The following is a 23228-nucleotide window of genomic DNA, read 5'->3' on the forward strand; positions in this document are numbered from 1 at the left end:
GACCGCCATGCGCCCCATCATCTGGACCGCCCCTGCCCTTGCGGCGCTCGCCCTGTCTGCCTGCGCGCCGACCGTCGGCGCCAACCTGGTCGCCGCCTCCGGCGGCGGCGCCCCGACCCCCGTTGCGGGCTACGACTGGCACCTGAACGAAGATGTCGAGGAAGCCAGCCTGTCCTATGGCATGGCCGAGACCGACGACGTGCCGCTGGACCTGTCGTGCCGTCCGGGTTCGGGCGCCCTGCAGATCCTGCAGACCGTCGCCGAGGGCCACCCGAGGATGATCGCGCTGGAATCCGGCGGCGACACCGAGACCTATCCCGCCAAGGCCGAGCCCTCGGCCATGCACGACGGCCTCGACCTGACCGCCGTCGCCCGCACCACCGACCCGGTCTTCCTGCGCTTCCGTAAGCTGGGATGGCTGGCCACCTACGGCCCCGACTACCGCACCCCGCTGGCGGCCCAGCAGGGAACAGGCAAGCAGATCGACCGCTTCTTCGCCCTGTGCGGCTGATGCCTTCGACATAGCTTGACCGTCAGGCGCTGCACCTGTCTGCTCCCCTCGCTTGAGGGAGGACAGCAATGCACAAGCAAGTTCTGATCGGGGCGGCTCTGGCTGCATTCATGGCGACTACGCCGGCTCTGGCCAACACCGCGTCAACCGCTCCGGCGGAAACCCACGCCCCGGCCGACGCCGCCAGCCTCGCCCTCGCCAGGATCCTGAGCGACTACGAGGCCTGGCTGCGCCGCGTCGATCCGATCAGCGCCGGCATGGAGGGCGACCGCGAGGCCCTGTCACGCCTGCCCGATCCCACCCGCGCGGGCGAACTGGCGCGCGTCGCCCCCCTGACCGCCCTGTTGAACCGTCTGGAAGCGATCAGCCCGTCCGCGCTGAACGACGACGAGCAACTGAACCGATCCTTCGCCGCCTACCTGATCCGCCGCAACCTGGACGCCATCCCGCTGGACGGCGGACGCCTGGCCTTCAGCTCCGAGGGCGGCCCCGGTCAGGGCGTGGCCTATCTGGCCAGCTCGACCCGCATCACCTCGACCGCCGACGCCGAGGCCTGGCTGTCGCGCATGAACGCCATTCCCGGCCTCTACGACGCCGCCATCGCCGACGCCCGGCGCGGCCTGGACACCGGCCTGGTCCAGGCCCGCTCGGTCGTCGACAGCGCCCTGGCCCTGGCCGAAACCGATGTAAAGCCGCGCGAGGGCGGCGACATCCTGATGCAGCCGTTCAAGGTCCTGCCCGCGACCATCCCCGCCGCAGAACAGGCCGCCCTGCGCGCCCGGGCCCAAACCCTGATCGACGGCCCCGTCGCGCAGCGCCGGATCGCCTGGCGCGACATGCTCAAGAACGATTACCGGCCGCGCGCCCCCGTCGAGCCCGGCATGACCCACCGCCCCGGCGGTCGCGAGCTCTACGCCAACGCCGTGCGCAGCTACACCACCACCGACCTGACCCCGGACCAGGTGCATCAGATCGGCCTGGAGGAAGTCGCCCGCATCCGCGCCCGGATGCAGGACGAGATGCGCGCCGCCGGCTGGACCGGCGACTTCGCCGGCTTCCTCAACTTCCTGCGCACCGATCCGCAATTCTACGCGACCAGCCGCGAACAGCTGCTGGAAAAGGCGTCCGAGATCGCCAAGCGCGCCGACGACCGCCTGCCCGCCCTGTTCGGAACCCTGCCGCGCCTGCCCTACGGCGTGCGCCCCGTCCCGCGCGAGATCGAGGAGAGCTACACCACCGGCCGCTACAACCCCGGCTCGATGCAGAACGGCGTGGCCGGCGGCTATATCGTCAACACGTCCAAGCTGGATCAGCGGCCCCTCTATGAACTGCCGGCCCTGACGGTTCACGAGGCCGTCCCCGGCCACCACCTGCAGATCGCCCTGCAACAGGAGGCGGCGGATCAGCCCTACTACCGTCGCGGCGCGGACGTGACCGCCTTCACCGAGGGCTGGGGCCTCTATTCCGAGTTCCTGGGCGAAGAGATGGGCATCTACCGCACCCCCTACGAACGCTTCGGCCGCCTCAGCTACGAGATGTGGCGCGCCTGCCGCCTGGTGGCCGACACCGGCCTGCACTGGCTGGGCTGGTCCGAGGAGCAGGCCCGCGCCTGCTTCCGCGACAACTCTGCCCTCGCCCCGCACAACATCGAGACCGAGTTGCAGCGTTATATCGGTTGGCCCGGTCAGGCCACAGCCTACAAGATCGGCGAGATCCGCCTGCGCCAGATCCGCCAGAAGGCCGAGCGCGAACTGGGCGACCGCTTCGACGTCCGCACCTTCCACGACGCCCTGCTGGTCGACGGCCCCCTGCCGCTGGACCTGCTCGACGCCCGCATGGACCGCTGGATCGCCGAGCAGAAGGCCAAACCCGCAACCTGACGCCTAGAGCCCCAGCTCCGCCCGCGCCTTCTTCGTCAGCTTGCCGACGATGATGGCGTGGGCGGACTTGATGTGGTCCGCCAGCTCCTCGTCCGCCCAGTCGTCGATCTGCGGCAGGTTCACCCATTTGGCGCGCGCCATATAGGGCGCCGGGCGCGCATGGCCGCTCTCGGTCAGCACCTCATAGGCGATGTCCGAAACCTTGAACGACACCCCGCCGGTCGCCCCCACCATGACGAACATCTTGCCGCCGACCTTGTAGGCGTCGTGGTCGTCGCCGAACGGATGGTCCAGCGTCGCTCCCGGCAGCGCCAGACAAACCTTGCCTACCCCCTCCCGGTCCATCAGGCCTCCACGCCCACGCCGATCGGGCAGACCACGCCGGTCCCCCCGATGCCGCAGTATCCCGCCGGATTCTTGGCCAGATAGCCCTGATGATAGTCCTCGGCGAAGTAGTAGGGACCCGCCGGCTCGATCTCGGTCGTGATCGTTCCGCGCCCCGCCGCGCTCAGCGCCACCTGATAGGCGTCACGCGAGGCTTCGGCCTCCGCCTGCTGCGCCGCGTTCAGCGTATAGACCGCCGAGCGGTACTGCGTGCCCTGATCATTGCCCTGACGCATGCCCTGCGTCGGGTCGTGGTTCTCCCAGAAGGCCTTCAGCAGGTCGCCGTAGGAAATGACCTGCGGATCAAACACGACCTGTACCACCTCGGTGTGACCCGTCCGCCCCGAGCAGACCTCCTCATAGGTCGGGTTGGGCGTGATCCCGCCCGCATAGCCCGCCGACGTGACCCAGACGCCTGGCAGTTGCCAGAACACCCGCTCCACACCCCAGAAGCAGCCCATGCCGAACACCGCCGTCTCAAACCCGTCGGGATGCGGTCCCTTCAGCGCATGGCCGAGAACAAAATGGGTCTCATCCGTCGCCAAGGGCGCATCCCGCCCCGGCAGGGCCGTCTCAAGGGTCGGCAGTTCGGCGGTCTTTTGGAACAGCATCTGAAAAATCTCGCAGAAATCAGCGGCAAAATCGACTTCCCCCCATATGGGGCTTCAGACAGCGCTTGCCGAGGGGGTCATGCTGTTCTATCAGCCTCGCTCCGCTGGATCGACCGTCCGGCGGTTGCACGGCGACGTCGTGGAAACGGACAGGTGGCGGAGTGGTCGATCGCGCACGCTTGGAAAGCGTGTGTAGGTGAAAGCCTACCGAGGGTTCGAATCCCTCTCTGTCCGCCACGCTGTTACAAGCTCTTGATCTGAAAGAGTTTGTTGAAAAATCAGTCACTTACAATCGTTAGGGGCCGAATGTCTGCTACACTCGATACGGAGAAAGCAGACGTGTTGACTGGCCTAATCAGGCGCGATGGCGGGCGGTATTCCACACGCCGCATCATCCCCTTGGACCTTCGCCCGGCCTACGGCGGCAAGCGGGAAATCGTCAAAGCCCTAGGGACGGCGGACCCGGCCGAAGCCAAGCGGCTCCATGTCGCCCTGTGGGCCGCTCAGGATCGGGAGTTTGCAGAGGCGCGGGCAGCTATGGCCGCAGCCGACAGGACCCCCGCTGTCGAAGCCAAGGCGGCGGCCAAGCCCATAGACATAGACGCCTATGCGGCGCGGGCGCTGGTCGCCCTGCGGAAGAAGCGGGCGAAATATTTCGCGGCTGGGCGGTTGGAAGACTTCAACCTTGAGGCCCGCGAAGGGCTGGAAACCTATCAGACGATCCTCGACGGCGGCGACACCGTGGGCCTGTCACTGTCTGAGGCCGAGGGGATGCGGGTGGCGACGCTGGCAATCCTCACCGGCGAAGGCGCGGCGGCCCTTGCTGCGGCTCCCGCCGTCAAGCCCACGGCATCCGGCGGTCCCCGCGTCCCGCTCGCTGATGTGCTGGACAAATGGAAGGCCGAGCGGACGCCACAGCCGAGAACGGTGCGGGACCTGACGCGAACGGTTAAGCGGTTCGAGGCCATCGTGGGCAAGCTGGCGGTCCAAGATGTGACCAAGCAGCATGTCATAGCGTTCAAAGACGCGCTGCTTTCCGAAGGTAAATCGCCGGGAAATATCAACGTCATCATCCCCTTCTTGGGGACGCTGTTCAACTACGCCGTGGACAATGACCTGATCCCCGCGAACCCCGCCAAGGGGATCAAGGTTGCCGACAAGAGACGGGCCAAAGACAAGCGCCTGCACTTCGACCGCGACGAACTCAAAGCCATGTTCAGCGGACCCGTTCACACAGATGGCGCTCGTCCAGTCGGCGGCGGTGGCGAAGCGGCGTATTGGCTCCCGCTGCTGGCGCTCTACACAGGCGCGCGCCAAACTGAACTAGGCCAGCTTCATCCCGACGATGTTTACGAAGAAAGCTACGAAGGGCCGGACGGGAACGAACTATCGGCTTGGGTCATGCGCTTCGCAGAAAACGAAGAACGGGGCCAGAAGGTTAAGACCGAGGGGAGCGAGCGGCGCATCCCGATCCACCCCGATCTAATCGCCCTGGGCTTACTAAAGGTCGTGGCGGCTGCGAAGGCTGAACGCCGCGCGCGCGTCTTCCATAAGATCAATCCGACAGCGGCGGGTGAACTCATGGGCAACTGGTCCAAATGGTTCAGTCGTTATCTCCGCAAGGTTTGCGGCGTTGCCGATGAACGGGTCGTGTTCCATTCCTTCCGCCATAGCTTCAAGCATTACGCCCGCGCCTGCGGTCTGGATAAGGCGGTCAATGACGCCATCACAGGCCATGATAGCGGTGATGTTGCCGACGACTACGGCGGCCTCGAATATCCGCTGCGGCCACTGGTCGAGGGCATGGCCCGCTATCGGGTGCCGGGCTTCACCCTGCCACCCCCGCCCGCCTCCCTGAGATAGCCGTGAAGGCCGGATAGTGGGGCGCTGGGGCGGTGGTTGGATCCCGGCCGGGCGGTCGCTCATCCGGGGTGGCGAAGTCCCTCAGCGGGCGTTTCTCAGATAACGGCGGCCGGGCCTGCGGACGCGAAGCCGAACGCTTGAGGCTGGGATTGCGCGGCGCTGCCGTGCGGACCCAGCGCGGAGTAGTCCGACGCCGTGTCGCGGTCGATGCGGGCCTGAGCGCCGGGGGCGATGATGCCCGTGACCGGGACGCCGGGGCTACTGGTCTGGCTGGCGTATAGGTCCTCTGGCCGCATGGCGGCGGGCTGGACCTGCTGGGCTGGGGCCTGACCCTCTGGGAACTCAAAGCCTTCTCGGCCGAGAGCGGCCTTAGCGCCGTCCGACAGGGGCGCGCCGCGTTCCGCCAGTTCGCGGGCGGCGTCCATCTTGGCGGCTTGGGCGTCCGCCGCCGACAGTTCCCCGGCCTGAACGGCTAGGTCGATCTCTGCGGCGAGGACGCTCTCAGCGATGGCGTCAATGGCGGCGTCATCCCCGGTGTCCCGATAGACGTTGAGGGCGTGGTCATAGCGGGCCAAGTCATTAGCCGGGGCTGCTTCCACGATGCGAGCGATGTTGCCCACGACGACGCCAACGTCGGGATGCTGGGCGGCGAACTCATTGAGGGCGATCTCATAGGCCCGGCGCGGCTCATGGATTTGGCGCAGGGCGACGGCGCGTTGGTGGACCGCGAAGGGGTCGAGGCCGTGGGCGTGGATGGTGGCGAAGGCGGCGTTGACCTTCACCCGTTGTTTCATGGTCAGGCTCATTGGCCTTCTCCTTCTGGCTGGGCTTCCTCCAAGGCCGCGTTGACGGCGCAGGAATGGACGAAGTGCTGTGTGCTGTGAATGTGCTTGAGCAGGCCGGGGGAACCGGCGCGCCGATAGGTGGCGACAACCTCGGCGGCGGCAGCGGCCAAGCGGCTGCGCTGCGGGGGCGTCATGTCTTCCGGCAGGGGCTTGGCTTCCCCGAGACGGATGATGTTGTTGGCGTTCCCGGCGGCATAGAGGACACCCCTGCGGCCGAGGGACGTAGTTAGGGCTTGGGTGTCGGGATAACCCTTTGCGACCCAAACGACGGCGGCTCCGTATTCAGCGGCGACGACGGCCTGAGGGCCGAGTGGGCCGCAGCGGTCCCGCAGTTCATCCAAGGTGCTGGCCCGGTGATCCGGCCGGACGTAACGGCTGTTCACATCGGGCACGGCCAGTTCGCCATAGCGCAGGTAAGCCGGGCGCTTGGCCCTGCGATGATTACGCCCCACGGAAATAGCCCCGCTTCTTGCCGCCGAAGTAGGTTTGGAAAGCGGTGCGCGGATCATCGGCCAGCGCCAGAATGGACGCCGGGATGCGCTCAGGATGGCGAAGCAGCCAAGCGTATTCCTCGGGCTTAAGGCTCGTCAGGCCCGTCTTCTCAGCGGTGGTTTCCCAATCGCGCAGCCCGTCATTCCCTGTGCGGGTAACGGCGACGGTGAAGGTGCGGCGGATCAGATTGTCCCGCTGATCGCCCTCCGTGATCCGAACGTCCTTGATGCCTGCAATGAAGGCGTCCTCTTTGGCCTTGTCCTCATCGGCAAAGGCGCGGTCCATCTGGCGCTTGATGGCTTCCAGTTCGGCGGCCAGCGTTTCGGCCTGGGCCTCCGCCATCGACAGGCGGCGCAGGGTTTCAACGTCCTCGCGGGCCTGTTTCAGCAGAGCGCCGACGCGAACGAAGTCCGCTTGCAGTTCGGCCAGCGGCCGGGTGGTGGTCTTGGTCATGAAAGTTGTCCTGAAAAGAAAAAGGCCCGGCGGAATGCCGAGCCTCTGAGGGGAAAGGAGAATGGTTGTGGCGGGGGAGTTAGCCCTGCGTGGCGAACGCCTGCCGGAAGAGGGACGCCTGCCGGGTGATTTCCCGAGCATCCCCGGTCTTGGGCTGGCTGCGGCGCTGTTGCGCGCTGAGGCCCGTTGATGCGGAGCGGCGGGATAGCGTGTCCCCGGTGCGCGGCTGGGGATTGTCCTCAGCGTATTGGCGGGCGATCAGTTTGGTCGTCGTCGGGCGGCCCGTCTCTTTGCGGCGGGCGTATTCCGGCAGGGGAATGGCCAGCATTTCGAGGGCGGCGCGGAAGCCGATAAGAACGCGGCGGTCGGCCTTGGTGGTGAAATACGCCTCGGCCTCGGGGCTATTGAGAACCCCGTCGTCAATGGTGCGAATGGTCATGGGAATATCCTTGGTAATATCGTGGCGGGCCGATGGGGCCTGCGGCTAAGTCAAAGGCGGTTAGTCGAAAGGTGTCCCGCGAAGGCAGAAAGATAGCCCTCGCGTATGCGTCTGTTTCCGCCGTTGTTAAGCGGATGGCATGGCGTCACGGCTCGCTAGGAATGACATGGGCCGCCAATGGCGACTGAGGCTCTATGCTCGTCAGTCTCAGAGGGCAGGTGCAGGGCGGCCGGGTGTATTATCCCAAGGCGTAAGCCCTAATAGGTGTTCTTAGATTGGAGGATTAGAAGGGAGGAACTCTGGCCCCCCTTACCCCCCACAGATCAGTCTGTTTGGCGTAAGGAAAGCAGAGCCTCGACGGTCAATTCCAAGGTGTTCTTGAGTTGTCGGATCGTCGGGATGGCCTCTGGTGATCGCGGCCTTGCGGCCCCCCTTTGCGATCATAGCCGTTGCGTAGGCTCCCCGCCTGAGGCGGACGTTTCGTTGTGCCCGAGGGTATCAATTCAGTCCCGGCCCGCCATCACTGGGTTTGAGGTCGATGGCGCGCCCGTCGGAAATATCCTGTCGGTCCTCAGGTCCAGGCGTTACGCCGTCCCGCTGGGCGAGCCAGAATGTCGCATCCCTTTATTCGCCGCAGAGAAGCCTGAGGAGCGCCGGGAAGGCGTCGGCGCCCCAAGTGCCGAGCGGGCCAAAGGGGGCCGCTGGCGGGCTGGAAATCGGGCCTAGCGCGGCCGCTGCGATCCCGGCCTATGCTGCCGCCTCATTGAGCAGCCGATAGACCGATGCGCGGCCTATGCCGAGGCGCTTGGCGATCTCCGTTGCGCCTAGCCCTTCGGCCTTCAACGCCTTGACCTGATCGCGGGGCAGAGTGACCGGGCGGCCCTTATAGACGCCGCGATCCTTGGCCTTCTCGATGCCCTCGCGCTGGCGCTCTTTCCTCAGGTCCGTCTCAAACTCCGCGAAGGCTGCGAGCATGTTGAGCATCAGTCGGCCGTTAGGCGTGGTGGTGTCCACGGCGGCCTGATCCAGAACACGGAAGCCTACGCCCTTGGCGTCCAGTTGATCGACAATCGTGCGTAGGTCCGACACGGAGCGGGCGAGACGGTCCATCTTTGTGACGATCAGCACGTCACCCCTGCGGACTGCGCGCAACGCGGCTTCCAGTTCCGGCCTATCCTTAGCCGTGGTCCCGCTGCGCTTCTCTGCAAATAGATGATCGGCCTCGACGCCTGCGGCTATCAGCTTCTCCGTTTGAACCTCTAGGCTCTGCCCGGTGCTGCTGACGCGGGCGTATCCAATGGCGGCCATGACTGTCTCCGTGTCTCGATTGGGTCTAGACCGTGAGCGTTAGCCTGTCTCGTAATTGCTGTAAAGACCCGCATGAGACACAAGGCGCGGCCGGATGAGACGCCTTGCATGGGTATAGCCAAGCGAGACGCCCGTTTTTGGCGGCGGCGGAGCCTTTGCATCTTCGGGAGCGGGGTCGCTGGCGGGATCGTGGCGGCAGGCAATGGCTTGGCGGCGCGATGATTGGCGACGAGCCGGGAGGGGGATACCGGGGGAGCCAATGCCTCTTAGGATCGGAGGTCTGCCCTCGCATAGCTAAGCCGGATTTCGGCCGAGGGTTATGCGCTGCGTCCGCGATCACAGATTGATAGGAGGGTCCGTTTCGTTTCCCTCTGCTACGGCTTGTTCAACAAGGTCTATCGCCTTCTTCAACGTCCAAAATGTGTAGCCGTAGCCGAGTATTAAGGCTGGTATGGCGAGTAAACCTAGCATTTCTTCCGCAGCTTGCTGACCTACGAACGCCATTGCAATCATCGCCATAAACGCAAGAGCGAACGCGCTAGCAACTAGGCCAAGGCAGAATGACCGAAAGACCGCTACTCCGCGTCCAAACGCAGTCATCTTTGACCACGGAGTGTTTCCGGTGCTGTTACGGTATCCGCATCTGAGGCATCGAATAATCGGAACACCGATGCGCGATTTCCATCCGCTACTTAGCTGATAACCGCCAGTGAGCGTGGTCCCACATTGCCCGCAACGCCAGTTGGTATACGTTGCCATGAACTAACTCCCCGCCCTGATAGCCGCAGAATGTGTCTCAACGGTCGTGAATATGAAAGAGCCTTCTGAACCGGCCCGTTCGGTGCGCCTCTGTAGCCATAGACACGACTAGAGCAATGCAATGAAGGACGTAATCGCCTCATGAGCCAATCCGGCGAAACTGCCTCAGACAAGATCTGTGCGATTTACTCAGAAAGCGGACCACTTGGCGGCCGTGTCTGGCACGCAACCACCCTTGAGCGGGCAATGCAAATCTCTTGCGATGGTGCGATACGCCCAAATGCTACGCCAACTTATCGCAAAGGATTTTGTCGCTACCTCGGCGGCGTCAGCCTGTTCGATTTCAGGCAGGGAAAGGTCGCTTTTGAATACTTTAATCTCCACGGGAGCGGATGGCTTCCAGACCAAACACAAACTGACATTAGGGTTTGGTTCTCTGTGGACCCGACCAAGACGGATATAAGTATTCCAGCACAAGAGTTATTGGATGTATGGTTTAAATCTGGGCCTAGAGATGCGGACGGCCTTCCAGCAAGCATGTCGCCCATCGCCTGCGAGGGATGTCACAAGGGCCAAATCCAACTGGCTAACTGTGAGTATGCGCTTGTGATCGGGGGCGGGCCTGCCCCCCTTGTCCGAAAGCTAAAGCTAGACGCTAGCCTAACGGAAAACCTCTCAGCGTTTGGCCATTGCGACACCGCAAGGCTTCCCGCGTAAGGCGACTTGCCTCAGCCCCGCGAAATGCTACACTTTCCGCTCAAACCTGTAGCAGTCACGCCCTGCTAAGTGATTGATTTTAAACGACGTGATAGCAGTCCCTCTCTGTCTGCCACCCGCCGACAACTCCACGTAGCTGTCTTTGCTTACCATGCACCGGTCGGCCGTGCTGATGGCCTCCTTTCGACCGCGGCTTAATGCGCCGTGTCATGGCGAAAGCGCGGTGCGCGGCGTGTTCGCCATGGACATCGACCGCAACAACAGCATCGTGGAGGAATCAGCGTTGCCGCAACGTCATGTGTTGAGCGCCCCGCTGCTGCTTTTGACAGGAACGCCATGACAAGTTCGCCTCCCCCCGCCGTCGCGCGGAACCGAGTATCGCGTCACCGCCCTCTGCTGGCCCTCACCGTCGGTTTCGCGGCCCTCGCCCTGAACAGCGCCAGCGCCCTGGCCTATGAGGCCGCGCTGGCCGAGGCGCCGGTCGCCGTCGCCGCCGCGACGCCCCGGCCGAGCATCACCTCGCCTCAGGAGGCGTTCGGTCACGCGATCGGCGCCGACTATCACCTGGTCAACTACACCCAGTGGGAAGCCTATCTGAAGACCCTGGCCGGCCAGTCGGACCGGATGAAGCTGGTCGAGATCGGCAAGTCCTCGGAAGGGCGCACCCAGTATATCGCCATCGTCTCGACGCCGCAGAACCTGGCCAACCTGGACCGCTATCAGGAGATCGCGCGTCGTCTGGCCAAGGCCGAGGGCGTGACCGAGGAACAGGCCCGCGCCATGTCCGCCGAGGGCAAGGCCGTGGTCTGGATCGATGGCGGTCTGCACTCGACCGAGACCGTCCCGCCCCAGGCCCTGATCGCCGCCGTGCATGAATGGCTGACGGCGGAAGACCCCGAGGCCCTGCGCGTCCTGAACGACACCATCATCCTGTTTGCGCCGCTGAACCCGGACGGGATGGAGCTGGTCTCCAACTGGTACATGCGCAACGCGGACCCGCTGAAGCGCGAGTTCGCTTCGATCCCGGTCCTGTACCAAAAGTACGTCGGCCACGATAACAACCGCGACTACTACCTGTCGGCCATGGCCGAGACGACCAACGTCAACCGCCAGTTCTTCCGCGAGTGGTTCCCGCAGATCATCTACAACCACCACCAGACGGCGCCCGCCGGAACGGTGGTCTTCATGCCGCCCTTCCGCGACCCGTTTAACTACAACTACGATCCGCTGGTCATGGGCACCCTGTCGGAAGTCGGCGCGGCCATGCACAGCCGCCTGATCGAGGAAGGCAAGCCCGGCTCGACCATGCGCAGCGGCGCCAGCTATTCGACCTGGAACAACGGGATGGAGCGCTCCATCACCTACTTCCACAATGCGGTCGGCCTGCTGACCGAGATCACCGGCCACCCGACCCCGAGCCAGATCAGCCTGATCCCGCAGAACCAGCTGGCCCGCAACGACCTGCCCATGCCGGTCGCGCCCCAGACCTGGCATTTCGCCCAATCGATCGAATACTCGCAGTCGATCAACCGCGCCGTGCTGAACTACGCCTCGCGCAACAAGGACCGGCTGCTGTTCAACATCTGGCGCATGGGTCAGAACGCCATCGACAAGGGCAATACCGACACCTGGCGCATCACGCCGACCGGGGTCGAGGCTCTGGTCGAGGCGGCGGGAGAGAACGCCACGGGCCGTCGCGGCGTCGATCCCGCCCTTTATGACAAGGTGCTGCGCGATCCGGCGCGTCGCGATCCGCGCGGCTATGTCATCCCGGCGGATCAGGCCGACCTGCCCAACGCGGTGGCCTTCCTGAACAGCCTGATCAAGACCGGCGTGGACGTGGACCGCGCCACGCGCACCTTCACCATCGGCGGCACGACCTATCCGGCCGGTTCCTATGTGGTGAAGACGGCCCAGGCCTATCGCCCGCACGTGCTGGACATGTTCGAGCCGCAGGATCACCCGCACGACCTGCAGTATCCGGGCGGCCCGCCCGCCCTGCCCTATGACGCCACCGGCTATACCCTGGCGCTGCAGATGGGGGTGAAGTTCGACCGCATCCTCGACGGCTTCGAAGCCCCGACCGAGCGCGTCGCCGACGTCATGGCCCCGCCGCCCGGCAAGATCGAAGGCACGGGCCGCGCCGGCTGGCTGATCGATCACGCCCCGATCAACGGATACATCCTGTCCAACCGTCTGCTGAAGGCGGGCGTGCCGGTCTATTGGCAGGAAGGCGAGACTCGCGCGGGTCGCGCCACCCTGGCCCCCGGCGCCCTGTGGATCCCGGCCAGCGACGCGGCCCGTCCCATCGTCGAGGCCGCCGTGCGCGACCTGGGCCTGAACGCCCACGCCGCCGCCCGCGCCCCCGGCGGCGACAAGATCGCGCTGAAGCCCGTCCGCGTGGGTCTGGTCGACCGCTACGGCGGCTCCATGGCCTCGGGCTGGACCCGCTGGATGCTGGAGCAGTTCGAGTACCCGTTCGAGGTGGTCTATCCGCAGCGTCTGGACGCGGGCGATCTGGCCAGGGACTTCGACGTCCTGGTCTTCGCCTCGGACATGATCCCGGCGGACCTGTCGGCGGCCGCCCAGCGCGACCAGCCTGAGCCGGAGTCCATCCCGGCCGAATATCGCGGCTGGCTGGGCCACATCACGGCCGAGAAGTCGGTGCCGCAGATCGACGCCTTCGTGCGCGGCGGCGGCAGCGTGGTGACCATCGGCTCGTCGCACCGTCTGGCTACGGCCTTGGGCGCGCCGGTTCAGGACGTGCTGCTGGGCGCCGACGGCAAGGCCCCGGCCTCGACCGACTTCTTCATCCCCGGCGCGGTCCTGAAGACCGAGGTCGACAATCGTCAGGCGTTGGCCTTCGGCGCCCCGGCCCAGATGAACGTCTTCTTCAACCGCAACTCGGGCTTCCGCCACACCGGCGAGACGGGCTCCATCGTCCGCTACCCGGAACAGGTCGCGGTCGCCAGCGGCTGGGCCATCGGCCCGCAGAAGCTGGCGGGTTCGGACGCGGTTCTGGACCTGCCGCATGGCGAGGGCCGCGTGATCGTGCTCGGCCCCGACGTGGTCAACCGCGCCCAGGCCCGCTCGTCGGTCCGCCTGTTGTTCAACGCCCTCTTCTACGGGCCGGCGGTCAGCGCCGAGGACAAATAGGACTAGCGGCGGCGATCTTCGGATCGCCGCCAGCCTTCCCGCAGCCGAGTTGAATTTATCCGCTCATCCCCGCGGAGGCGGGGACCCAGTGAGAGCGCCGTTCTGAGCGCCATCCATTGAGCGAAGCGCCTCGGAGCCAAAGCACTGGGTCCCCGCCTCCGCGGGGATGAGCGGGCGAATGGGTGCATCACCCACAGTTACCTCGCCACACAGCAAAACGGCCGCCCCATCCCTGGGGCGGCCGTTTCATTTTCAGCGCCTGGAAGGTTTCAGGCGGCGGCGGGCTTGGGCGCATCCGGCCCGCCCTCGGCGATGTCGTCCAGTTCGCCTTCCCACTTGGCGACCACGGCGGCGGCGACGGAGTTGCCGACCACGTTGGTGGCCGAGCGGCCCATGTCGAGCAGGTGGTCGACGCCCAGGACGATGGCGATCCAGGCTTCCGGCAGGCCGAAGTAGGTCAGGGTCGCCATGATGACCACCAGCGAAGCGCGCGGAATGCCGGCGATGCCCTTGGACGTCACCATCAGCAGCAGCAGCATGAAGACCTGCTGCGAGACGCTGAGGTGCACGCCGTGCGCCTGCATGATGAACATGGTGGCGAAGGTGCAGTAGAGCATCGAGCCGTCGAGGTTGAACGAATAGCCCAGCGGCAGGACGAAGCTGACGATGCGGCGACGCACGCCGACGGTGGGCAGGGCGTCGAGGATGCGCGGATAGGCCGCTTCCGAACTGGCGGTCGAGAAGGCCAGCAGGGCCGGGGTGCGGATCACCTTGAACAGGGGCAGGACGCGACGGCCCAACACGGCGGCGCCGGCCAGGAACAGCAGGCCCCACAGGATGCCCATCGAGCCGTAGAAGCCCAGCACGAACTTCGCATAGACGGCCAGCATCTCCAGCCCTTGCGTGGCGATGGTCGAGGCCAGGGCGGCGAAGATGGCCAGGGGGGCCAGCTTCATCACGAACTCGGTCACCTTCAGCATGATGGAGGCGGCCTGTTCGACCAGGTTCAGCACCGCCGGCGCCTTGTCGTCCAGGGCGGCGACCGCCGTGCCGACGAACAGGGAGAAGACCACGATCTGCAGGATCTCGTTCTTGGCCATGGCGTCGAAGATCGAGGTCGGCACCAGGTGGGTGACGAAGCCGTGCAGCGAAAAGGCGTCGGTCGAGGCGGCCGGCGCCGTCGCCAGCGCCGCCTGCGGCAGGTGCATCCCGGCGCCCGGCTGCAGGATCTGCACCATGATCAGGCCCAGCAGCAGCGACACCACCGAGGCGCCGATGAACCAGGTCATGGTCTTGACGCCGATGCGCCCGACCGAGGCGGCGTCCTCCATGTGGGCGATGCCCGCCACCAGGGTGGTGAAGACCAGAGGCGCGATGATCATCTTGATCAGACGCAGGAAGACGTCGGTGATCAGCGACAGATTCTTGGCCGCCGCCGCCGCCTGATCGGCGCTCAGGGACTGGTTGACGCCCCAGCCGACCAGCACGCCCAGGATCATGGCGCCGATGATGAGGTAGGCGAATATTCGGTTCATTTTCAATGTTCCAACTGCACTCGGCCCACCCCGTCGGAACACCGTCCCCCCGACCGTCCGAGCCTTGTCCGTCCATACAAAAACGGGGCGGCGGACGCCCGAAACATCCACCGCCCCGCCTCGTTCACATCTTGCTAAAGCCTAACGGCCCGCACGACTAGATCAGAACGACCTGCGAATCGTCGCGTACCACCAGCGGCCGCGGTTCGAGTGCAGGCGACCGTCGTAGCCGTAGCGCTGGTTGGCCAGCGGCGGCTCCTCGTCCGTGATGTTCTTGGCGCCGATGCGGAAACGCGTCCCCTCCAGCGGGCCTTGCTCGAACTCATACTGAACATAGAGGTTGTGGGTCAGCCATTCGTCCACGACCCAGTAGTCGCCCGTGTCCTTCATGTTGGCCGAGGTGTCGAAGTAGTCGCTGACGTAGCTGGAATAGAAGCCCGTGGTCCACGGCCCCGTGCTCCAGGTCAGGGTGGAGGTCACCTTCCACTCGGGTCGTCCGTTACGACGCACCAGTTCCTCGACCCCGCCGACCGAAACGCCGGCGATCACGCCGTCGCGCAGACCGTCCAGCAACAGCTGATAGTCCTCGTTGGCCTCCTGGTACATCTTCAGCCACTGGCTGGCGTTCAGCGTCCAGGTGAAGTCGCCGAGCGGCGTGCGACGCAGGCTGTAGTGCAGGCGATAGTCCATGCCTTCGGACTCGCGCGGCTGCAGGTTCAGATAGACGTCGCGGATGGACACGATTGTGCCGACCGGGGCCAGACCGGCGGCCTGGGCGTCGGCGATCTGCTCGGCCGTGGGGTCGGCCCGGACGACGTTCTCGTTGAAGCTGCCGACCTGGCGCAGATAGTAGTCCATGATCAACTGGTTGGTGGCGCCGAAGATGCCGACCAGATCGGTCTGGTTGATCTTCCAGTAGTCCGCCGTCGCGGTCAGGACGCCGTACTTCTCGGGCCACAGCTTGGGCTCGAAGACCATGCCGAAGGTCAGGTTCTTCGAATGCTCGGGCTTCAACTCCAGGTTGCCGGCGCGGCTTTCGACGCGTGATTCCGAGGTGCAGTACTCGTTCGAGGTGGTGATCTTGTCGATCGCCCCGATCGCCAGCTGGACCGCGCAGGCGGCGTAGTCGCGCCGCGAGTTCGACCGCTCGAAGTCCGGCTGGTGCAGTTGCATCAGGTTCGGCGCGCGGAAGCCCTTGGACCAGGCCCCGCGGAACATCAGCCAATCGTTCGGACGATAGGCCAGGGCGACCTTGGGCGCCGCGACCGACCCGAACAGGGAATAGTGCTCCACCCGTCCGGCCAGTTGCATGTCGATCGACTTGACAAAGGGAACCTCCATCTCGGGCGAGACGACCGGCACGGCCAGTTCGGCGAAGGCCGAATAGACGTTGCGCGCGCCCGAGCTGTCAGGCGTGAAGGTCACGCCCATGATGTCGCTCTGGAAGGTTTCACCGGTCAGGTCGGTGAAGTTGATCGTGCCGTTCAGGCGGTCGTCCCGCGTCTCCTTGAAGGTCTCTCGGCGCGCTTCCACGCCGGCGGCTAGGCCGACATCGCCGGCCGGCAGCTGGAAGAGGTCGGCCTTGGAGACGTGCAGGTCCCACTGCATCAGCTCGGTTTCGGCCGTGCGGCTGGCCTTGACCATGACGCTTTCGACCGTCTCACGGCTATTGGCGGTGAAGTCGCCGTCCTTGGGGCTGCTCAGGTCGCCGCCGGCGAAGGGGTTGTAGGCGTCCGGCGTGGTGCGGTTGATGGCGGCCTGCAGCTTGGTCATGCTGACCGCGTCCATCACGTCCTCGGTCGTGGCCTGGGAGTAGAGCAGACCGGTTTCCCAGTCGAAGCCGCGCCATTGGCCGCGCAGACCGCCGACCAAGCGGGTCGAGGTGTTCTCGACATCGACATTACGGAAGCCCAGGTCGGCGAAGCGGAAGTCCTGCAGCTCGACCGCCGCCCCCGTCAGCGGCACCGAGGTCAGGCCCGGCAGACGCGCGGTGACGCCCGCGGCGCCCAGCGGGTTCCAGTAGGCCGTCGGCGACATCAGCACGCGCTGATAGCCCAGCGGCGTGTCCTGCTGGCGCTGCGACCAGGTGTTGGCCCAGTAGTAGCCGATCTCGCCGAAGGCCTCGACGCCGTTGTCGAACTCGTGGTTGACGAAGGTGAAAAGGTTGGCGCGGTCGACCGCCGAGCTGATCGTCCGCATGGTGTCCAGGTCGTAGCGCAGGTTGGCGTCTTCATTGGCGCCGCTGAGCGACAGGACGCCGTCGTCGAAGCAGGTGCCCGCGCGGAAGCCGTCGGTGATGCAGCCCGGATTGGTTCCCGGCTGGACATGGAAGGCGCCGGCCGTGCTGGTCAGCCGCTTGCCGTTGACCGAGGCGGCGGTCTTGTCCAGTTGATAGGTGGTCGGATTCAGGCGCAGGCCCTCGGCCCAGGCCGTGATGGAGCTGTAGGTGACGTAGTCCAGCCCCGTGGCGCGATCGCCGAACCGGGCGGCGCGACCTTCGACCGAGGCGTAGGGCCGCTCCCAGATGAACAGGGCGTCGCGGGTCAGGTAGTCGCCCATGACCGAGATGTTGGTGCGACCGTCGTTGAAATCCCTGCCCGCCTGGAAGCTGAAGGAATATTCCTCCATGCCGCCTTCGTCGCGGCCCATGCCGGCCTGGGTGCTGAAGCCGGTGAAGTTGCTCTTCAGAACCGTGTTGACCACGCCGGCCACGGCGTCGGTGCCGAACAGGGCGGCCGCGCCGTCGGCCAGGACCTCGACCCGCTGCACGCCCATGACCGGAATGGCGTTGGTGTTGACCGTGGTGACGGGGACGTAGTTCTCGACCTGGGTGCCGGGGTGGTTCACCAGACGGCGACCGTTCAACAGGGTCAGGGTGTTGCCCGTCCCCAGACCGCGCAGGTCGATCGAGGCCACGTCGCCGCGCGCGTTGTTGATGCCGCCGTTGTCGGTGTCGGCGTCATTGAAGTTGACGTCGCCCGCCTGGGAGATGGACCGGAACAGATCGTCGCCGTCCACGGCGCCCGCCGCGTCGATGTCCTGTGCGCCCAGAACCGTGACCGGCAGGGCTTCATTGATGCGCGTGCCCTTGATGCGGCTGCCGACCACCACGACCTCGTCCACCTGGGTCGCGTCCGCCGCCTTTGGGCGCTGGCGCAAGACGAAGGTGCTTCCCTCCCGGCTGACGATCTCCAGATCCGTGTCCTGGATCAGAAGGTTCACCGCCGCCTCGACGTCCATGACGCCGCTCACCGCGCGGGCGCGAACGCCCGACAGATGCGCCGTCGGCGCCGAGATCTGCACGCCGGCCTGACGGGCCAGCTCCGTAATCGCCTGGCTGATCGGCTGGGCCGGAACGTTGAACGTCCGATCCTGCGCCTGAGCCCCACTCACTGCACACAACAGCGCCAATCCCGCGGCGCTCGCCGCCAGGCCCTGCTTCCAAGACGCTCTCATTACCCCGACCCTTGATTCTTTTTTGGACGTCCGCCGTGCGACGGATCACCTCCAAGACGCGGGGCGCGCCGGAATCCTCCGAAAAAAAGCAATTCGTGGCCTGAAATTAGGCCAGACGACGGCTCAGCCTGATTTCCTCGGCGTTCACGGCCACGTCCAGATCCAGACTTCCGGCCGCCGCGCGGGCGAAGCTGACGGGGTCGTTGGCCACGAACAGGCCGGTGATCTTCATGCCCGCCACCAGGGGATCAGCGGGCACGATCCGGGTGGGATTGTAGCGCGCGAACTCCCGCGCGGCCCGCATCAGGGTCTCGTCTTCCAGCTGGATGCGGCCGTGCCGCCAGGCCAGTTCGCGGTCGGCGTCGATCTCGCCGACATGGACCGGCGGCGCGCCATCGGACAGGAAGGCGCGGGTGTTGGCCGCCAGCTCCAGCCCCTGGCCGTGCGAGCCGTTCAGCTCGACCTCGCCGCCGAAGGAGACGACCTGAAGCGGCGACTTGCCGAGCCGTCGCACCAGGAAGCTGGCCCCGTTGGCGATCACCGCCGCCTCGCCCGAGCGCACCACGAAGGGGCGGCTGGCGTCGGCGACCACGTTGAACAGGGCCTCGCCCGTGGTCAGCACGATTTCGCGCGTCCTGCGGCTGTAGCGGACATCGCCCTCGGACAGGGTGTTCAGCGTCATCACCGAACCGTCGTCCAGCGGCACGACCCGGGTCTCGCCCATGCGGGTCTCGAACGGCTGCGCCCGGCTGCTCAAGGCCGCCAGCGCCCCCGCGCCGCCGACCGCGACCACCGACACCGAGGCCGCGATCAGACCGCGTCGGCTGATGACCGGCTTGGGCGTCGGACGCGTGAACGGAGTGGCCCCGCCCGCCAGCGCGGCCGCCCGGCGGCTGTGCACCGCCACGGCCCGCGCCCGCGCAAAGGCCCCCAGACGCCGCTCGTCGCCCTCCAGCCAGGCGTCCAGTTCCGCCTGATCCGCCGGGGACAGGGGTCCGTCGTCAAGCTTCGCCGCCCAGAGGCAAGCGATGCGCTCAACCTCCTGGCTTGTCTGCCTGACCATGAACCCGTCCGCGTTGTTTCTTCTCAGCCTTAGACGCGACCACCGCGCCAAATCCGCCATTCGCATAGGCCGCCATCAGCAGTCCCAGACCCTTTGCGATGTGCTTTTCGACCGTGCTTTCCGCAATCCCGGTCCGGCGCGAAACTTCCTTCTGCGACAGGCCCGAGACCCGGCTCAAAAGGAAAATCTTTCGCGTTTTCTCCGGCAGCCGGGAAATCATCTCGGCCAGGATCTGAAGCTCGTTGCGGGCCATCACCGTGTCTTCCGGCGTCAGTTCGTCCACCGCCAGCTGAAGGCTCTCGACCTCGGCCAGCGAGCGGATCGAGACCACGCTCTTGCGGCGCACCCGACTGACCAGGACCGAATAGGCGGTGCGGAAGAAATAGGCCCGCACGTTGCGGATCTCGGACACGTCGGCGACCGTCACCAGCTTGGCGTAGGCCTCCTGAATGATGTCGTCGACATCGCACTCGGCCTGACGCCCGCGGCGCAGCCAGCCGCGCACCGCCGGCTCGTGCGGCATCACATGCGTGGCAAGCCACAGCGCTCGTTCGTCAGAAACCCCCATGCAGCGCTTCTGCATGACCGGGGCCGTCCGGTTCAACCGCTATTTTGGATAGGGCCAGCCGCGTCGGCGTCCTTGGCGCTCTCAATCTCAATTCGTTGCATAAACTTTCAACGGCGATAGTATTTATGAAACGGATTGCACAACAGGCCGCCGCCATGCCCTATCCCGAACTGCTCAAGCCGCTCGATCTGGGCTTCACCACCTTGAAGAACCGGGTGCTGATGGGCTCGATGCACGTCGGGCTGGAGGAGGTCGAGAACGGCTTCGAACGCATGGCCGCCTTCTACGCGGAACGCGCGCGCGGCGAGGTCGGGCTGATCGTCACCGGCGGCATTTCACCGAATGAACGCGGCCGCCCCATGCCCTGGGGCGCCAAGCTGAACACCGAGGAAGAGGCCGAACACCACCGCCTGGTCACCGCCGCCGTCCACGCCGAGGGCGGCAAGATCGCCCTGCAGATCCTGCACTTCGGTCGCTACGCCTATCATCCTGATCTGGTCGCGCCCTCGGCCATTCAGGCCCCGATCACCCCCTTCGCGCCCCACGCCCTGACCGGCGCGGAGGTCGAGCAGACCATCGAGGACTTCGTGCGCTGCGCGGCTCTCGCCCAGTCCGCCGGCTATGACGGCGTCGAAGTCATGGGGTCCGAGGGCTATCTGATCAACGAGTTCATCGCCGCCCGCACCAACCAGCGCGACGACGAATGGGGCGGCTCGTACGAGAACCGCATCCGCCTGCCCCTCGAGATCGTGCGCCGCACGCGCGAGAAGGTCGGCCCCGACTTCATCATCATCTATCGCCTGTCGATGCTGGATCTGGTCGAGGGCGGCTCGACGGCGGACGAAGTGGTGCAACTGGCCAAGGCCATAGAGGCGGCGGGGGCCACCATCATCAATACGGGCATCGGCTGGCACGAGGCCCGCATCCCCACCATCGCCACAAGCGTCCCGCGCGCCGCCTTCGCCTGGGTGACCAGGCGGCTGAAGGGCGAGGTCTCCATCCCCCTGGTCGCCACCAACCGGATCAATACGCCGGAGGTGGCCGAGAGCCTGCTGGCCGAGGGCTATTGCGACATGGTGTCGATGGCCCGCCCCCTGCTGGCCGACGCCGCCTTCGTGCAGAAGGCGCGCGAGAACCGCGCCGACGAGATCAACACCTGCATCGGCTGCAACCAGGCCTGCCTGGACCACACCTTCGCGGGCAAGATCACCTCCTGCCTGGTCAATCCGCGCGCCTGCCACGAGACCGAACTGGTCATCGCCCCGGCTGAAGCGCCCAGGAAGATCGCCGTCGTCGGCGCCGGTCCCGCCGGCCTCAGCTTCGCCGTCACCGCCGCAGAGCGCGGTCACGACGTCACCCTGATCGAATCCGCGAACCAAGTCGGCGGTCAGTTCAATATCGCCAGGAAAATCCCCGGCAAGGAGGAGTTCGGCGAGACCCTGCGCTACTTCCGCAGGCAACTTGAGCTGACCGGGGTCAAGGTTCGCCTGAACACCCGCGCCGAGGCGCAAGCCCTGGCCGACGAGGGCTTTGACGAGATCGTCCTGGCCACCGGCGTCAGCCCGCGCACGCCCGAGATCGACGGCATCGAGCACCCCAAAACCCTGTCCTACCTCGACGTCCTGCGCGACGAGGTTCCGGTCGGAAAGTCTGTCGCCGTCATCGGCGCCGGCGGCATCGGTCATGACGTCAGCGAGTATCTGGTCGAGCGGCACGAACCACCTTCCATCGACCGCTTCTTCCGCACCTGGGGCGTCGATCCCGATTACAAGACCGCCGGGGGACGCACCGCGCCGCAGGTCGAACCGGCGGAACGTCAGGTCTTCCTGATGCAGCGCTCGACCGGCAAGGTCGGCGAGCGCCTGGGCCGCACCACCGGCTGGATCCACCGCGCCGCACTCAAGATGCACGGCGTCGTCACCGCCAGCGGCGTCGCCTATCGCCGCATCGACGACGAGGGCCTGCATGTCGTCATCGACGGAACCGACAAGACCCTGCCCGTCGATCACGTCGTCATCTGCGCCGGGCAGGAGCCCCTGCGCGACCTGCACGACGATCTGGTCGCGCGCGGCTGCTCGGTTCATCTGATCGGCGGGGCTGACGTGGCCGCCGAACTGGACGCCAAACGCGCCATCGACCAGGGCGTGCGCCTGGCCGCCGCCATCTAAGGGAGGAATGCTCATGACGACGCTGAACCTGCAACCCGCCGCCGCCGCGTCCCTGGCCAAATGGCACGACATGGTGGCGCGGGCCGACGTGAGCGATCTGCGCGCCATTGTTCACCCGGACGCGACCTTCCGCTCGCCGGTGGCCTTCAAGGCCTATCACAGCGCCGACGCCCTGATCCTGGCGCTCGGCACGGTCATCACCGTGTTTCAGGACTTCGCCTACCACCGTGAAGCCGCCACCGCCGATGGCCTGAACGTGGTGCTGGAGTTCAGCGCCCGCGTCGGCGACAAGGGCGTCAAGGGCATCGACTTCATCCGCTTTGACGAAGACGGCCTGATCACGGACTTCGAGGTCATGATGCGCCCCATGAACGGGGTCCAGGCCCTGGCCGCCGAAATGGGCGCCCGCCTCGGCGCCCTCCTGCCCGCCTTCAAGGCCTCCTGAGGTTCCGCTATTCAACCCCCATGTCCCTGCCCCACGCCCTTCTGACGTCGCTGGCTGAACGCCCCGGATCGGGGTCCGAGCTGGCCAGCCGCTTTGACCGCTCGATCGGCTATTTCTGGCAGGCGACGCATCAGCAGATCTATCGCGAACTGGCCCGCCTCGAAGCCGCCGGTTGGGTCGAGGCGGAACCGGTCGAGGGCGCGCGCGGCGGCAAGCGCCGCTTTCGCATCCTGCCGCCCGGTCGCGAGGAACTGCGGCGCTGGGTCAACGAGCGGCAGGATGCGCCCGCGATCCGAGACGAACTGATGGTGCGCATCCGCGCCGAGGCCGTCGTCGGCCCGACGGACCTGGCCGAGGAACTGGCCGCCGTCGCCGAGCGCCATCAAGGCAAGCTGGCGGCCTATCTGGAGATCGAGGCGCGGGACTTTCCGTCCGACCCCGCCTCGCCCGAACGGCGACTGCAGCACCTGGTGCTGAAGGCGGGGATCGCGTTCGAGCGTCACCGCATCGCCTTCTGCGACGAGGCCCTCGCCATCTTGCAGACGCCGCGCTAGGCGCCCAGTCCGTAAAAACGT

General features: G+C 66.0%; 19 protein-coding genes and 1 tRNA gene. 9 read left to right on the top strand and 11 right to left on the bottom strand.

What is annotated here, in order from left to right; all coding sequences use genetic code 11:
• Positions 1 to 7: 7 nt before the first annotated feature.
• A complete protein-coding gene (locus tag ACFYLW_RS13040; RefSeq protein WP_312065717.1) occupies positions 8 to 511 on the top strand; it encodes a hypothetical protein in 504 nt (167 codons plus the stop codon).
• 68 nt (positions 512 to 579) lie between these two features.
• On the top strand, positions 580 to 2391 hold the full coding sequence (locus ACFYLW_RS13045) for a DUF885 family protein (protein WP_312065716.1): 1812 nt from the start codon (positions 580 to 582) through the stop codon (positions 2389 to 2391).
• A 3-nt stretch (positions 2392 to 2394) separates the two neighbouring features.
• Here the strand turns inward: ACFYLW_RS13045 and ACFYLW_RS13050 are convergent, their stop codons facing one another.
• Both ACFYLW_RS13050 and msrA read right to left on the bottom strand, forming a co-directional pair.
• Positions 2395 to 2736, bottom strand: coding sequence for an MmcQ/YjbR family DNA-binding protein (locus ACFYLW_RS13050; RefSeq protein WP_292083536.1), 342 nt, complete (start codon positions 2734 to 2736; stop codon positions 2395 to 2397).
• On the bottom strand, positions 2736 to 3386 hold the full coding sequence (gene msrA, locus ACFYLW_RS13055) for a peptide-methionine (S)-S-oxide reductase MsrA (protein WP_390183176.1): 651 nt from the start codon (positions 3384 to 3386) through the stop codon (positions 2736 to 2738). Before msrA ends, ACFYLW_RS13050 begins: the two co-directional genes overlap by 1 nt.
• Positions 3387 to 3533: 147 nt before the next feature.
• Between msrA and ACFYLW_RS13060 the strand changes: the two genes are divergently transcribed.
• A tRNA-Ser gene (locus ACFYLW_RS13060) sits at positions 3534 to 3623 on the top strand.
• Positions 3624 to 3692: 69 nt separating this feature from the next.
• Positions 3693 to 5249 (top strand): DUF6538 domain-containing protein, encoded by a 1557-nt coding sequence (locus ACFYLW_RS13065; protein WP_390183177.1) that lies wholly within the window; start codon positions 3693 to 3695, stop codon positions 5247 to 5249.
• A gap of 95 nt (positions 5250 to 5344) precedes the next feature.
• Here the strand turns inward: ACFYLW_RS13065 and ACFYLW_RS13070 are convergent, their stop codons facing one another.
• The 5 genes from ACFYLW_RS13070 to ACFYLW_RS13090 all read right to left on the bottom strand — a co-directional run bounded on the left by ACFYLW_RS13070 (position 5345) and on the right by ACFYLW_RS13090 (position 8786).
• On the bottom strand, positions 5345 to 6055 hold the full coding sequence (locus ACFYLW_RS13070; protein WP_390183178.1) for a hypothetical protein: 711 nt from the start codon (positions 6053 to 6055) through the stop codon (positions 5345 to 5347).
• Positions 6052 to 6546, bottom strand: a complete 495-nt coding sequence (locus tag ACFYLW_RS13075; RefSeq protein WP_390183179.1) for a hypothetical protein — start codon at positions 6544 to 6546, stop codon at positions 6052 to 6054. The genes ACFYLW_RS13070 and ACFYLW_RS13075 overlap by 4 nt, the downstream gene beginning before the upstream one ends.
• The gene (locus tag ACFYLW_RS13080; RefSeq protein ID WP_390183180.1) at positions 6536 to 7039 is read right to left on the bottom strand and encodes a hypothetical protein; all 504 of its coding nucleotides are present in this window, start codon (positions 7037 to 7039) and stop codon (positions 6536 to 6538) included. The genes ACFYLW_RS13075 and ACFYLW_RS13080 overlap by 11 nt, the downstream gene beginning before the upstream one ends.
• Positions 7040 to 7118: 79 nt before the next feature.
• A complete protein-coding gene (locus ACFYLW_RS13085; RefSeq protein WP_390183181.1) occupies positions 7119 to 7478 on the bottom strand; it encodes a hypothetical protein in 360 nt (119 codons plus the stop codon).
• 747 nt (positions 7479 to 8225) lie between these two features.
• On the bottom strand, positions 8226 to 8786 hold the full coding sequence (locus ACFYLW_RS13090; protein ID WP_390183182.1) for a recombinase family protein: 561 nt from the start codon (positions 8784 to 8786) through the stop codon (positions 8226 to 8228).
• Between the two features lie 1642 nt (positions 8787 to 10428).
• On the opposite strand from ACFYLW_RS13090, the gene ACFYLW_RS13095 reads away from it, so the two are divergent.
• Both ACFYLW_RS13095 and ACFYLW_RS13100 read left to right on the top strand, forming a co-directional pair.
• Complete coding sequence (locus ACFYLW_RS13095; protein WP_390183183.1) at positions 10429 to 10602, top strand: hypothetical protein; 174 nt, start codon at positions 10429 to 10431, stop codon at positions 10600 to 10602.
• Positions 10599 to 13418, top strand: coding sequence for a M14 family metallopeptidase (locus ACFYLW_RS13100; protein ID WP_312065191.1), 2820 nt, complete (start codon positions 10599 to 10601; stop codon positions 13416 to 13418). Before ACFYLW_RS13095 ends, ACFYLW_RS13100 begins: the two co-directional genes overlap by 4 nt.
• 269 nt (positions 13419 to 13687) lie before the next feature.
• Here ACFYLW_RS13100 and ACFYLW_RS13105 read toward each other — a convergent pair whose 3' ends face one another.
• The 4 genes from ACFYLW_RS13105 to ACFYLW_RS13120 all read right to left on the bottom strand — a co-directional run bounded on the left by ACFYLW_RS13105 (position 13688) and on the right by ACFYLW_RS13120 (position 20040).
• Positions 13688 to 14953, bottom strand: coding sequence for a dicarboxylate/amino acid:cation symporter (locus ACFYLW_RS13105; protein WP_390183184.1), 1266 nt, complete (start codon positions 14951 to 14953; stop codon positions 13688 to 13690).
• A 162-nt stretch (positions 14954 to 15115) separates the two neighbouring features.
• Complete coding sequence (locus ACFYLW_RS13110) at positions 15116 to 18409, bottom strand: TonB-dependent receptor (RefSeq protein WP_312064110.1); 3294 nt, start codon at positions 18407 to 18409, stop codon at positions 15116 to 15118.
• Between the two features lie 106 nt (positions 18410 to 18515).
• On the bottom strand, positions 18516 to 19472 hold the full coding sequence (locus ACFYLW_RS13115) for a FecR domain-containing protein (RefSeq protein WP_312064107.1): 957 nt from the start codon (positions 19470 to 19472) through the stop codon (positions 18516 to 18518).
• Positions 19444 to 20040, bottom strand: coding sequence for a sigma-70 family RNA polymerase sigma factor (locus ACFYLW_RS13120; protein WP_312064105.1), 597 nt, complete (start codon positions 20038 to 20040; stop codon positions 19444 to 19446). Before ACFYLW_RS13120 ends, ACFYLW_RS13115 begins: the two co-directional genes overlap by 29 nt.
• Positions 20041 to 20165: 125 nt before the next feature.
• Here ACFYLW_RS13120 and ACFYLW_RS13125 point away from each other — a divergent pair, with 125 nt between their 5' ends.
• From ACFYLW_RS13125 to ACFYLW_RS13135, 3 genes are read left to right on the top strand one after another with little or no spacing between them, the layout of a single operon-like run.
• On the top strand, positions 20166 to 22208 hold the full coding sequence (locus tag ACFYLW_RS13125) for an NADPH-dependent 2,4-dienoyl-CoA reductase (RefSeq protein ID WP_312064103.1): 2043 nt from the start codon (positions 20166 to 20168) through the stop codon (positions 22206 to 22208).
• Positions 22209 to 22221: 13 nt separating this feature from the next.
• Positions 22222 to 22653 (top strand): nuclear transport factor 2 family protein, encoded by a 432-nt coding sequence (locus tag ACFYLW_RS13130; protein ID WP_312064100.1) that lies wholly within the window; start codon positions 22222 to 22224, stop codon positions 22651 to 22653.
• Between the two features lie 20 nt (positions 22654 to 22673).
• Positions 22674 to 23207 (top strand): PadR family transcriptional regulator, encoded by a 534-nt coding sequence (locus ACFYLW_RS13135; RefSeq protein ID WP_312064099.1) that lies wholly within the window; start codon positions 22674 to 22676, stop codon positions 23205 to 23207.
• The last annotated feature ends 21 nt before the right edge of the window (positions 23208 to 23228 follow it).

The organism is Brevundimonas sp. NPDC007368, from assembly GCF_042869015.1.
Taxonomy (GTDB): domain Bacteria; phylum Pseudomonadota; class Alphaproteobacteria; order Caulobacterales; family Caulobacteraceae; genus Brevundimonas.